The 11,797-nt window shown below is 52.4% G+C and carries 14 protein-coding genes and 1 tRNA gene; 2 read left to right on the forward strand and 13 right to left on the reverse strand.

Annotated features, from left to right (window positions below; all coding sequences use genetic code 11):
- Positions 1 to 245: 245 nt before the first annotated feature.
- Together QMD53_06210 and QMD53_06215 are read right to left on the reverse strand one after the other, a co-directional pair.
- Entirely contained in the window at positions 246 to 854 is a 609-nt protein-coding gene (locus QMD53_06210) for a DUF2939 domain-containing protein (GenBank protein ID MDI6800238.1), read from the reverse strand.
- Positions 826 to 1,089, reverse strand: a complete 264-nt coding sequence (locus QMD53_06215; protein ID MDI6800239.1) for a PAS domain-containing protein — start codon at positions 1,087 to 1,089, stop codon at positions 826 to 828. Before QMD53_06215 ends, QMD53_06210 begins: the two co-directional genes overlap by 29 nt.
- A gap of 313 nt (positions 1,090 to 1,402) precedes the next feature.
- Here QMD53_06215 and QMD53_06220 point away from each other — a divergent pair, with 313 nt between their 5' ends.
- On the forward strand, positions 1,403 to 1,606 hold the full coding sequence (locus QMD53_06220; protein MDI6800240.1) for a cold shock domain-containing protein: 204 nt from the start codon (positions 1,403 to 1,405) through the stop codon (positions 1,604 to 1,606).
- A gap of 61 nt (positions 1,607 to 1,667) precedes the next feature.
- Here the strand turns inward: QMD53_06220 and fba are convergent, their stop codons facing one another.
- From fba to QMD53_06275, 11 genes are all read right to left on the reverse strand, one after another.
- On the reverse strand, positions 1,668 to 2,519 hold the full coding sequence (gene fba / locus QMD53_06225) for a class II fructose-1,6-bisphosphate aldolase (protein MDI6800241.1): 852 nt from the start codon (positions 2,517 to 2,519) through the stop codon (positions 1,668 to 1,670).
- Between the two features lie 147 nt (positions 2,520 to 2,666).
- Positions 2,667 to 2,741 (reverse strand) — tRNA-Thr (locus QMD53_06230).
- Between the two features lie 16 nt (positions 2,742 to 2,757).
- Entirely contained in the window at positions 2,758 to 3,489 is a 732-nt protein-coding gene (gene sigH, locus QMD53_06235; GenBank protein MDI6800242.1) for an RNA polymerase sporulation sigma factor SigH, read from the reverse strand.
- A 110-nt stretch (positions 3,490 to 3,599) separates the two neighbouring features.
- Complete coding sequence (locus QMD53_06240; GenBank protein ID MDI6800243.1) at positions 3,600 to 4,094, reverse strand: NYN domain-containing protein; 495 nt, start codon at positions 4,092 to 4,094, stop codon at positions 3,600 to 3,602.
- Positions 4,095 to 4,104: 10 nt separating this feature from the next.
- Complete coding sequence (rlmB, locus tag QMD53_06245; protein MDI6800244.1) at positions 4,105 to 4,839, reverse strand: 23S rRNA (guanosine(2251)-2'-O)-methyltransferase RlmB; 735 nt, start codon at positions 4,837 to 4,839, stop codon at positions 4,105 to 4,107.
- A 15-nt stretch (positions 4,840 to 4,854) separates the two neighbouring features.
- Positions 4,855 to 6,327 carry a cysteine--tRNA ligase gene (cysS, locus tag QMD53_06250; GenBank protein MDI6800245.1) on the reverse strand — a complete coding sequence of 491 codons (1,473 nt, stop codon included), beginning with the start codon at positions 6,325 to 6,327 and terminating at the stop codon, positions 4,855 to 4,857.
- Positions 6,317 to 6,967 (reverse strand): serine O-acetyltransferase, encoded by a 651-nt coding sequence (gene cysE / locus QMD53_06255; protein MDI6800246.1) that lies wholly within the window; start codon positions 6,965 to 6,967, stop codon positions 6,317 to 6,319. The genes cysS and cysE overlap by 11 nt, the downstream gene beginning before the upstream one ends.
- On the reverse strand, positions 6,960 to 8,429 hold the full coding sequence (gltX, locus tag QMD53_06260; protein ID MDI6800247.1) for a glutamate--tRNA ligase: 1,470 nt from the start codon (positions 8,427 to 8,429) through the stop codon (positions 6,960 to 6,962). Before gltX ends, cysE begins: the two co-directional genes overlap by 8 nt.
- 43 nt (positions 8,430 to 8,472) lie before the next feature.
- The gene (gene ispF / locus QMD53_06265; protein ID MDI6800248.1) at positions 8,473 to 8,946 is read right to left on the reverse strand and encodes a 2-C-methyl-D-erythritol 2,4-cyclodiphosphate synthase; all 474 of its coding nucleotides are present in this window, start codon (positions 8,944 to 8,946) and stop codon (positions 8,473 to 8,475) included.
- A 4-nt stretch (positions 8,947 to 8,950) separates the two neighbouring features.
- Positions 8,951 to 9,640, reverse strand: coding sequence for a 2-C-methyl-D-erythritol 4-phosphate cytidylyltransferase (gene ispD, locus QMD53_06270; protein MDI6800249.1), 690 nt, complete (start codon positions 9,638 to 9,640; stop codon positions 8,951 to 8,953).
- Complete coding sequence (locus tag QMD53_06275) at positions 9,637 to 10,707, reverse strand: TRAM domain-containing protein (GenBank protein ID MDI6800250.1); 1,071 nt, start codon at positions 10,705 to 10,707, stop codon at positions 9,637 to 9,639. The genes ispD and QMD53_06275 overlap by 4 nt, the downstream gene beginning before the upstream one ends.
- Before the next feature lie 308 nt (positions 10,708 to 11,015).
- Between QMD53_06275 and QMD53_06280 the strand changes: the two genes are divergently transcribed.
- Positions 11,016 to 11,333, forward strand: coding sequence for a DUF1573 domain-containing protein (locus QMD53_06280; GenBank protein MDI6800251.1), 318 nt, complete (start codon positions 11,016 to 11,018; stop codon positions 11,331 to 11,333).
- Positions 11,334 to 11,797 lie beyond the last annotated feature (464 nt).

Genomic DNA, 11,797 nt, shown 5'->3' on the forward strand with positions numbered 1-11,797 from the left:
CTTTGGGATACATAAGCCCAGCCGGGTATGAGAGAATGCTGATGGAGAGAGCGGCGGAAGCCGTTGTGCGTAGTTAAGGTGTCAACAGAAACGGGGTAACTCCACCCTATTGTCAATATAATTTTATAAATATTTTTATGAATTTCAATTGGATGGACTAATAGCTAACTTAGTGAATTTTAATACCAGCTAAGCGCCCCTTCTGGATAGACGTAGAAATGTTAAGACCTCTTTGCTTTCTCTTTCTACACCTGTCCCGGAAGCCTAATATCGGTGATCTTCCAGCTAAAACCGTCCCTTTCAAGGACGATCTTAATATCCTGCTTGGGCGTATCTCCCTTTAGGGTTATGACGAACCTATTTAGCGACTCGTAGCCCATAGAGACATCGGATGACAGAGCGGGCTTGCCCACCCCTGCCTGAGCCTCTCCTCCCAGGGCGGGAGCCTCCCCTTTCATCAGGGCCGCAAGGCCTTCGGGGGTAACGTAGGAGTCGATCATCCCATCGATCAGAGCGCCGGAAAATAGGGCGCCGAGCCCGGCGAAGGGGTCATCAGCCACCCCATCTTCCATCTCTTTGGTCATGACGGCGTTGAGTTGATCCTTTAGGCTCTCCTTGACAGATTCGAAATCGACATATTCTGAGAGCTTCTCTGCGTCTCCTTGGGCTGCCGCCTCCTTTATCTTGTAGGCGGTGAGGTAGAGGGGGATGCAAAGAAGTATCCCACCAGACCGATTAGGCCAAGCACGATCAGAAATTTTATTAATCTCAAGTTCGCCTCTCCTTCTGTGTGATAGACTTCGAAAGGCGGCTAAGCCACCCGTTTCAGTCCAAAAGCCGCATCTCTCCCTCAAGGGCCTGGATTTCGGATATATTTTGAGACGCCTCAAGGCAGCCCAGATAATCTCCCCTCTCACTGCGCAAGGCAAAATATTCTATCATCACCTTCTGGCTCTTTCCGCCCTCTCCGATGGGTAAATCTATCCAGAACCTGGCCTTATCTCTCTTGCCCTCCTTCATCTCGGCCAAGATCTTCTCGACCTTATCCAAGCTCTTCTTGGGATGACAATCCTTGACATTTCGGCCCAAGACCGCCTCGGGCCGTTAAAAATCCGCGTCTTATGCCTGTTCCAGGCCAAGACATTACCGGCCCAATCGACGATGGAGAATTCGATCGGCAGGGTCTCGAGGAGCGATGCAAGCATTTCATCTGGTATTTTCCCTATCACTTTGCCTCCTTTGGGGCTCTTTTGCAACGATTATACAGAAAACGAGATATATAAATCTACCGCTTAAAAATGGCGCTCTGATTTTATGTGCGAATAATCCCTGATATGTTGACATTTAGAACAAATAAGGTTATTCTTTCTCGGAAGTATCCATTTTTCTAGGAGGTTTTTTGATGGCTCAAGGCACTGTGAAGTGGTTCAATGGAGACAAGGGTTATGGTTTCATTGAGCAGGACGGCGGAACCGACATTTTTGTTCATTATTCTGCTATCCAAGGTGAGGGTTTCAAGATCGTCTACGAGGGTGACCGCGTCGAGTTTGACGTAGTAGACGGCAACAACGGCAAACCCCAAGCCGCAAACGTAGTTAAGATTTAACGAAATTTGCTAAATAAAGCCCGCCATAAAGGCGGGCTTTTTTTATTTCTCGTAAGATTCTTTAGGCCTTTCCGACCGAGCCGAACATCTCCATCTTCTCGATAGCCACGAGTTTCATGGCCTCTTTGGCCGGGGTGAAGATCTTTCTGGGATCGTAGACCTTCTCATCGGCAGCCAAGACCCCCCTCACTTTTCCGATAAAGGCGACTTGAAGGTCGGTTGCGATGTTGACCTTCCTTATCCCGATCTTAATGGCCTCCTTGACCGCTTCGGCCGGAATCCCCGAAGCACCGTGCAGAACCAGGGGCTGGGTGACAAGCGATTTTATCTCACGCAAGCGGTCGAAATCGAGCTTGGGCACCCCCTTGTAGAGACCGTGGGCGTTGCCGATGGAGACGGCCAAGCAATCGACCCCGGTTGCCTCGGCAAACCTTTCGGCCTCCTCGGGCAGGGTCATCAGAGCCTCCCGCTCGCTGACCGAGATGTTATCTTCGGTTCCCCCGATCCGGCCAAGCTCCCCTTCAACCGTTATCCCCTTGGGACGGGCAAAGGAGATGACCTCCTTGGTGATCTTGATGTTCTCGTCAAATGGATGTTTAGAGCCGTCGATCATGACCGAAGAGTAACCGGCCTCTATCGCCGCCTTGAGCAGATCCAAATCGGAGCCGTGATCGAGATGGAGAGATATCGGTGCCCGGCTCTTATTTGCGGCCAGCTTGACCAGGGCGGCCATGTTCTCAAGACCGATATATTTAGCCATCCCCTCCGAGGTCCCCACGATGACCGGCGATTTTTTGACCTCGGCGGCCTCAAGCAGAGACTGAAGCATCTCGATATTCATCACATTGAACATACCAACCGCATACTTGCCCGCTTCGGCCGCCTCGAGTTGTTCCTTCATGGTAACAAACATGGCTCCTCCAATTCCGCTTAGGATTTCTGAGAATAGACGTATTGAATTTAGTATCGACTAAGCGACTTGAAATCTTAAAGTTGAGGTAGATTCAGATCGATAATTTGCTGAAAAATTGCCTTACAGATGGGAAAAGAGCCCGTATGCTGGAGCCGGCGATGGGATTCGAACCCGCAACCTGCTGCTTACAAGGCAGCTGCTCTGCCGTTGAGCTACGCCGGCAAATTTGGGTGGGATTCTAGTGTACGAACTGATTCTTTAAGTAGAGCTCGACTTTCCTCTTCACCCTCTGAAGGGCATTGTCGACCGATTTGACGTGGCGGTTCAAGACATCGGCTATCTCTTGATAGGGCCGTCCCTCGATATAGAGCCTGACCACATCGGATTCATATTCGCTCAAGACCTCGCTGAAGCTCTTCTGGATGCTGGTCATGTTCTCGCAATTTATAACCATATCGACCGGATCCAAAGAGTTGCTTGCCAGAACCACGTCCTCCAATGTCCTGTCGGGATCATCGCTGAATGATAGCGAGCGATTCAAGGAGACATAGGAGTTTAAGGGGATGTGCTTTTGGCGGGTGGCCGTCTTGATGGCCGTTATCATCTGGCGAGTGATGCAGGTGTCAGCAAAGGCCCTAAACGAGGCTCTCTTCTCATCGGAGAAGTCTCTGATCGCCTTGTAGAGACCGATCATGCCCTCTTGGATGAGATCCTCTTTGTCGGCTCCGATCAGAAAGTAGGATCTGGCCTTGGATTTCACAAACAACCTATACTTATCGATTATCTCTTCGATAGCGATCTCATCGCCCGCTTGGGCGGATAATACCATCTGGGTCTCTTTGTTGCATGCTGCAGAGAAGTTTGATTTTTTAAGGGAATCCTCACCGGCGGACGGCCTTAATGATTCTTCGCTATAGTCACCTGCGCCCTCTACAACCGGAGCCAAATCGGTTTTTGCTTCGAATCCCAAGTAAATCCCCCCAAGGGCCGCCTCGTGAGCCCACGCGGACCCCGAAAGTTAAGAATGAAGACAAAGTCGATTATACCATCTAAGAGGATAAGGTCAACAAGGTCAAAAGGTCAGCGAAGCTTTCTTAGTTTATCTTTCGTCTGCTCATCAAGAGAGTCCTCTATGAAAAGCCTTTTTTGGGGCTCATCCTTTGCGGCCGAGCGCTCCACATCCAGGCCGGCTATTTCGCTTATTAGCTCGCCCGGCGTCTTTCTGAGAGCTCCCTTGCCAAAGACGGCTCTCTGCTCCTCATAGTCGGCCGTGACCACGGTTACTTCTTTGGTCGCTTCCGCTTGGTGGGCAATCTTCTCGACGGCCGAATCGGCCGTCTGGCCCTTCTTGGTGAATAAGACCTTGACGCCCAGAGCGAACTGGGCCTGAGTGTAATCAGACCAGCCTCCCGAGCCATCAAAGACGATTATGACCTCCGGGCCAAAGATGGCCGCATAAGAGATCATGTCCTCAATCAGCTTAAGCCTGGAGCCCTCCAGGTCGAGATCGAATCCACTATACCTATCCGACTGATGGATGACGTTGTAGCCATCTATTATCATCAGCTTATTCACGAGATCTCCTTTAAGCTCCCTTCGATTTGCAGCTCGCCTCGCACATGACTATGGCCGCCGCAACCGCAACATTCAAGGAGCCGGTCTTACCGCGCATGGGGATGCGCACCGAAAAGTCGGAACCCTCAAAGAGAAGACGGCCGACCCCCTTATCCTCACCGCCCAAGATCAGACAGACCTTGCCGGAGAAATCGGCCTCGTAGTAGGTTCTTTCTCCCCGTCCATCGACGGCAAAGACCCAGAAACCGGCGTCTTTTAAAGCCTTAACCGTACCGCCTAAGCTGCCTACCTGGATGATATCGAGATGTTCGACCGCCCCGGCTGAAGCTTTGTAGGTGGTGGAGGTTATCGGGGCCGATCTGTTCTTGGTTATTATCAGCCCATCGATACCGAAGACTTCGGCGCTTCGAATGATGGAACCGAGGTTTTGAGGATCGGTCACCTCATCCAAAATGACCACGATGGAATCGGGCTTCTCCTTCACCTTGTCTAAAAAATCTTCCAAGTCACGATAGTGGTAACTCTCGGCTTGGGCGATCACCCCTTGATGGGCCTTGGTTCTGGCCACCCCTGCAAACCTCTCTTTGGAGATGATCTCGATGGGAATCCTCTTCTTTTTAGCCAGCTCCTCGATGGCGGCCAGCGTCTTGCAGCGCCTGACCCCTTTTGAGATGAGGATCTTTATGGCCTTTCTCTCGCCTTTAAGCAGCTCTAAAACGGGATTTTTTCCTTCGATGATATCCATCTGAGCCCCTCTTCTCTACTCTCCTTTATACATGGCCAATAGACCGCTTGGCGTATCCTTTAAGGTGAAGCCGAGTGCCGTGAGGCGATCTCGAATCTCGTCGGCCCTTGCCCAATCCTTGGCTCTTCTGGCTTCATCTCTGGCTTTTAGTATGCTCTTTAAGGCCAACTCCTTGTCTAAATGATCGCTTCCCGTAACCCCTCTGGCCAATTCCAAGATTTCTCCCGGCAGAGCCGCTTCTTGGTTTAAGCCCAAATTGATGCCGAAGATGGCAAGCGACCCCTCTATCGCACCCTTGATCCCCTTTAATGCCTCCACGCCTACCTCGCCCCCGCCGATTAAGGTATTGACCTCCCTTATGAATTCGAAGAGATGACCAAGGGCGGCGGCCGTATTGAAGTCGTCATCCATCGCTTCGGTGAACTTGGCCTCAAAGGGACTTACGATTTTTAAAAACTCGTCGCTACTCTGGGTATTTTTGGGCTCATCCAAGGCCAAGAGATGATCGATGTTCTCTAGCGTGTTGCAAATCTTTTCCAAAGCAGCCGCCGCCATCTTCACGTTATCGCTTGTATAAGTGATTGGGCTGCGGTAGTGAGTCTGGGCGAAGAAGAGACGAACGGCGTTTACGTCGTGCTCTTTTAGGATGTCTCGGACCAGGACGACGTTGCCGAGCGATTTTGCCATCTTCTCCTCGCCCATATTGACAAAGCCGTTATGCAGCCAGTATTTGGCAAAGGGTCTTCCCTGCGAAAGGGCCTCGGTCTGGGCGATCTCGTTCTCGTGGTGGGGAAAGATGAGATCCTGGCCGCCCCCGTGGATATCGAAGCTTGCGCCCAGATACTTCGAACTCATGGCCGAACACTCGATATGCCAGCCGGGCCGCCCCTTGCCCCAAGGGCTATCCCAGGACGGCTCGCCCTCTTTGGCCGATTTCCAGAGGGCAAAATCTAAGGGGTTGCACTTCCTCTCATCGACGCAGACCCGCTCCCCAGCCCTCATATCATCTAAGCTGCAGCCCGAAAGCTTGCCATAGGCGGGAAATTTATCAACCTCGAAGAAGACATCGCCACCCACCTCATAGGCGAACCCCTTCTCGATCAGGGCGGCTATGGTATCCACCATCTCGGCTATGTGCTCGGTCGCCTTGGGCTCGATATCGGGGGTTAGATTGCCAAGGGCTCCCATATCCTCATGGAAGGCGGCCGTATACTTATTGGCCACTTCGTTTGCGGCAACTCCCTCCTCGGCCGCCCTATTTATTATCTTGTCATCCACATCGGTCAAGTTGCGGACGTAAGTAACCTCATAGCCCTTATGTTTAAGGTAGCGGTAGATGATGTCGAAGGCGACGTAGCAGCGGCCGTTCCCGATGTGGATGAAGTTGTAGACGGTGGGACCGCAGACGTACATCCTGACCTTGCCCGCCTCAAACGGGATAAACTCCTCTTTGCGCCTGGTCAAGGTGTTGTAGACCTTAAGGCTCACTGCTCTCCCCCATCTCGTCCACCATATGCTCCAGCCTATCTAGGCGATGCTCAAGTGATCGCATGGCATCAGCTATGGGATCGGGCAGGCGCTCATGGTGCAGATCCATCATGGCAATCCGTTTGCCCTCCTTCTTGACAACCCGGCCCGGAATGCCGACCACTGTGCTATCCGGCGGAACCGGATTAATGACGACGGCTCCCCCGCCAACGACGGAATTATCTCCCACCTTGATGGCTCCAAGGACGGTCGCCCCTACTCCGATGACTACGTTGTTGCCGATGGTGGGGTGGCGCTTGCCCTTCTCTTTGCCGGTTCCTCCAAGGGTCACCCCCTGATAGATGGTGACGTTATCTCCAATCTCGCTCGTCTCCCCGATGACCGTGCCCATGCCGTGATCGATGAAGAGGGCTTTGCCGATGGTCGCCCCCGGATGTATCTCGATGCCGGTCAGAAAGCGTGCAAGGTGAGAGATGATCCTGGCCGTAACCTTAAATCCTCGCCGGTGAATCGAGTGGGCTAAGCGGTGAAAGATGAGGGCATGGAGCCCAGGGTAGGTTACGAGAATCTCCAAGGTGCTGGTAGCTGCCGGATCGCGCTCCTTTACGGCCGCTATATCGTCCCTTATTGATTTAAACATATTGCAACGCTCCTTTAAGCCTCTGCAGGCACTTCTCGCGGCCGAATATCGATATCAGATAGAAGAGCTCCGGCCCGGAGTCCAGCCCGGTCAGAGCCAGCCTGATGGGATGATAGACCTCTTTGCCCTTGAGCCCCTTCTCCTTCAACTCACCAGCCGTGGCCTTGAGCAGTTCTTTGGCCAGCTCGAAATCTATATCCTTGCGAGCTTCCAGGGCCGACATCTTGGAGTAGAGAGCGCAGATGACCATCTTGGCCCCATCTCCCTTGAGCTCTTCGATCGCCTTTTCACTTGGCCTGGGCGCATCTTCATAGAACATCCTTGCGCTCTCGACCACATCGGCGAGCTTTACGACGCTCGTCTGGATCGCTTCTGCGATCTTGGGCAGGCTGATCTTGTTCTCGATGGAGTTGATCTCCTTGATATATCCGGCCTTGGTCAAGCGCTCTGCGACGATCCTGGTAAAGGAATCGGCGCTTAGGGCCCGAATATGTTGGCCGTTTATCCAGTTCAGCTTATCGATGTCGAAGACGGCCGCGCTCTTTGAAATCCGCCCGATGGAGAAGAGTTGGATAAGCTCCTCGGGGGTAAATATCTCCCTTGCGTCCGGCGAAGACCAGCCCAGAAGGACCAGGTAATTTATGAGGGCGCTCGCAAGATATCCCTGCTCGGCATATTCGTTTATCGAGGTTGCCCCGTGCCGCTTGCTCAGTTTGGTGTGGTCTGCTCCTAAGGTGATCGGCATATGGGCGAAGAAGGGCGGCTGATGACCCAGGGCTTCGAAGAGCAAGAGATGGCGAGCGGTGTTGGTCAAGTGATCCTCGCCCCGGATGACGTGGCTTATCTTCATGGCCGCATCATCGTAGACCACAGCGAAATTGAAGCTTGCCGTCCCGTCCGACCTGACCAATATGAAGTCTCCAAAGACTTCGCTGTCGAACTCCACGTCTCCCTTGACCATGTCCTTGACGACTACCTTCTTTTTTGGCACCCGAAACCTTATGGTCGGCTTGCGCCCCTCGGCCGCCAAGCGGTCCTCCTTGCGGGCGGTTATCCTTAAGCAGCGGCCGCTATACTTGGGCATCTCGCCCTTCTCTTGGGCCGCCTGCCGCTCAGCCTCGAGCTCATCTTGGCTACAATAGCATTTGTAGGCAAGGCCCTTCTCTAGAAGGTTGTTTGCCGCCTGCTTGTAGAGGCCAAGCCGCTCGCTCTGACGGTAGGGTCCGTATTTGCCTCCCATGTCGGGCCCCTCGTTCCAACCCAGCCCCAGCCATTTTAAATCGCTGATTATGGCCCTCTCGTGGACCAGGGTCGAGCGACCCAAATCGGTATCCTCGATCCTCAAAATGAAGTCGCCGCCCAGCCTCCTTGCCACCAGCCAGTTGAAGAGGGCTGTTCTGGCCGAACCGATGTGAAGGTGCCCGGTCGGACTGGGGGCAAATCTGACTCTAACGTTGGCCAAATTCGATACACCTCATTTTATCTTCAAAATGGTTCGATCTTGCTTAAATCATCTCTAGAATGACGGCCGCCTGGGCCGCCATTCCCTCGCCGCGGCCAATGAAGCCCATCCCCTCGGTCGTGGTAGCTTTTACGTTTATCCGCTCAAGTTCCGCTCTAAGGATGGGACTCAAGTTATCCTTGATGGCCGGCCAATACGAAATAAGCTTTGGCGCCTCGGCCATGACTATGGCGTCCAGGTTGACCAGACGGTAGTCGTTCTCTGCCATCAAAACCGCGACCTCTTTCAGTAACATTAGGCTATCGACTCCCTTGTACCCCGCGTCGGTATCTGGAAAGTGGCGGCCGATATCTCCCTCGCCCATCGCCCCCAGGATGGCGTCCATGATGGCATGAGTAAGCACATCGGCGTCGGAGTGACCAAGCAGCCCCAGGTGATAGTCGATTCTAACGCCCCCCAAGATCAGGGGCCGCCCCTCTGCAAAACGATGAGCATCGAAACCTATCCCTATCCTCAAAGTATTATGTAACCTCTCTTTTCTTGAGTATCATTTCGGCCAGGATCAAGTCCTTCTCCGTCGTTATCTTGATATTCTCATATGACCCGTCGGCCATCTTTATCCGGTAGCCGAGCCTCTCGGCCAGGGCCGAATCGTCGGTGAAGACGGCCCCGTCATTCATGGCCGCCCGATAAGAGGCGATTATGACCTCGGCCAAAAAGAGCTGCGGGGTCTGAGCCGCCCAGATTTCGCTCCTATCGAGAGTATCCTTGATGACGCCCTCTTTGACCAGTTTGATGGTCTCGGTGACGGGGGCTCCCAGGACCACCCCGTCGCACCCCTTGAGCTGAACGAAGGTCATCTCGATATCATGGCTACTTATCAGGGGGCGGGCCCCGTCGTGAATCATGATGGTCTCGGCCTGATAAGGGACCTCTTTGATGCCACTCATGACCGAATCCTGTCGGCTCGGTCCGCCCTCAACGATCTTTTTTACCTTGTAAAAGCCGTAGTTGTCGACTATCTCCTCTTTGCAAAAACCCTCTTCGCCCTGACCGACGACGAGTACCACCTCGTCTATCGATCTCGCTTTCTCGAAAGCGAGCAAGGTATGGGCGAGAACCGGTTTTCCAAGAAGCGGCAGATACTGTTTGCTTGGGCCCGGCCCCATCCGGATTCCTTTGCCGGCCGCAACTATTATCGCAACGTTCATGACGATTTTATCTGTCCCTCTTCGTCTTGTAGACGAGTGAATATCATCCGGCCGGCCGAAGTCTGAAGGACGCTGGTCACGATGACTTGCGCATCGTGACCGACAAGGCGGCTGCCCTTCTCCACGACCACCATCGTGCCGTCTTCCAGATAGCCGACGCCCTGGTCCTGCTCCTTGCCGACTTTAAGAACGTGAATGCGCATATTCTCGCCGGGCAGAACGGCCGGTTTTAGAGCGTTGGCCAGATCATTTAAGTTCAATACGGTGACATCTTGAAGGGCGGCGACCTTGTTTAAGTTGTAGTCGCCGGTCAGTATGGGAAGATCCTTCTCCTTGGCCAGCATGACTAGCTTCATATCGACATCGGAGCTTTTGGGATAGTCCTTATCGAGGACATTTATCTTTACGCTTGGCTCCTTCCGAAGCTCGGCCAAGACGTCTAGACCCCGGCGGCCGCGGTTGCGCCTTAGTTGATCTTCGGAGTCGGCTATCATCTGAAGCTCCCTTAAGACGAAGGTCGGCACTATGAGCTCGCCGCTTATGAAGCCGGTCGCGCAGACATCCACTATGCGCCCATCGATGACCACGCTGGTATCCAGGATTTTGCCCTTCATGCTCGCCGGCTGCTCTTTGGCCCTTGAAGGAACCACCGAGCGAAAGAGCAAGCCGATATCGACGCTCTTTCTGGTGGCAAGCCAGATGCCGAGATAGCCCATGATGATGAAGACCAAAATGGCCAAATATTGGCCGTAGAAAGAGACCCTCCAGAGGGGAAGCGAGATCAGAGTGGCCACGATCAGGCCCAGAATCAGACCGACCACGCCGAGAAGTATGTCTAAAAGGGGGATTTTTTGGATGGCCCCTTCCATCCAGATTAATCCCTCGGCGACGCGTCTACCAACAAGTCCGCCTATCAAATAACCGATTCCAGCGCCGATTATAATTTTTATAATGATGGCAATAATGGGTGGGCCGGGAATCGTTAACTTGTAGACCTTGTCAAGCTGGCTTCCAAGCGTTGCGCCAAGGAGAGCGAAAATGATCTTGATGAAGCTGATAAGCATCATACTCTCCCTTCGAAAATCGATTGATATTTCCTATCCTCTTCCCTCCTTTCCCAGTAGACTGAGATAAAATTATAGCACATCAAGCTGAGCAGAGACAAAAACAGAATTTGAAATAACCGAGCCCAACCCGGCTCGATTTGTGGCCGGCCGCCCCAAGCCTTTGACAACTTAAAGAGGTAGAAATTATAATGTGCTTATCCAAAATCTATTTTAAGGGATCGTGGTATCAGATGAGCAGTAAAGAGTGTAAGGAATTTCAAGCGACCGTTTCCGATTATCTTATTAGACACCGCAGCATATTGGATGTTATGAGTAAGCTGCAAGAGGCAACCTCCCACGTCAACCGGGCCATCACTAAGTCCGTAACCAGTTGCGGCTGTTTGAAGATAGAGGCTGGAAAACAGCCGATACCGGAGGGCTCAAGCCTGACCGAGATGAGCGAGTACTTCAGGACCCACCTGAACGGAAAGCTCTGCCCCAACTGTTTCGATGCCGTCGAAGGCGAGCTTGGAAGCTTGATGTTCTATCTCACCGCCATCTGCACCCTTTTCGACATGGATCTTGGCAAAATCATCGTCCACGAGAACAACCGCATCGAGGCCCTCGGGCCATATAGCTTGAAGTAACAGAGACTCCCTTAAGATAGATCTAAAACCCGCAAAGATACCAGCTTATTACCTTCATCCACCATTTGCGTTCCAACCTCTTTAAAACCCAGCTTTTCGTGAAATCTTCTTGAGCCTTAGGATTTCTGAAAAGTCTGATCTAGCGATATCTCTGATTAGCATAAAGATTGTTAGTTATCAGATTCGATGGTTTTGCTTTACTTAACTTCCCGCTTCACCCGACGCGCGTCAAAATCGATGCTGAAGTTAGAGTGCAATGCGTCATCAGAACTTAATGTCTCCGGTTCGCACCTTCATTAACTGAATTGCATCAAAGTGCTGAAGAGCATCCCGCTTCTCTTGCTCGCACCGCTGATCAATCTGTTGGAAGATAAGAGTATGGATAAGCTTGTTCGTCTCTTCTACAAGGCTTCGAACTGCGCCCGAAAACTTGAACTACTATTGAGGAATCCTAAGGTGAATGG

It is taken from the genome of Actinomycetota bacterium, from assembly GCA_030017835.1.
Taxonomy (GTDB): Bacteria; Actinomycetota; Aquicultoria; order UBA3085; family Oleimmundimicrobiaceae; genus Yes70-04.

Excerpts from the sequence above, each read along its gene's own strand:
- QMD53_06220 (MDI6800240.1), top strand. The coding sequence starts at position 1,403 with ATGGCTCAAGGCACTGTGAAGTGGTTCAATGGAGACAAGGGTTATGGT.
- fba (MDI6800241.1), bottom strand. The coding sequence starts at position 2,519 with ATGTTTGTTACCATGAAGGAACAACTCGAGGCGGCCGAAGCGGGCAAG.
- rlmB (MDI6800244.1), bottom strand. The coding sequence starts at position 4,839 with ATGGATATCATCGAAGGAAAAAATCCCGTTTTAGAGCTGCTTAAAGGC.
- cysE (MDI6800246.1), bottom strand. The coding sequence starts at position 6,967 with ATGTTTAAATCAATAAGGGACGATATAGCGGCCGTAAAGGAGCGCGAT.
- ispD (MDI6800249.1), bottom strand. The coding sequence starts at position 9,640 with ATGAACGTTGCGATAATAGTTGCGGCCGGCAAAGGAATCCGGATGGGG.
- QMD53_06275 (MDI6800250.1), bottom strand. The coding sequence starts at position 10,707 with ATGATGCTTATCAGCTTCATCAAGATCATTTTCGCTCTCCTTGGCGCA.
- QMD53_06280 (MDI6800251.1), top strand. The coding sequence starts at position 11,016 with ATGAGTAAGCTGCAAGAGGCAACCTCCCACGTCAACCGGGCCATCACT.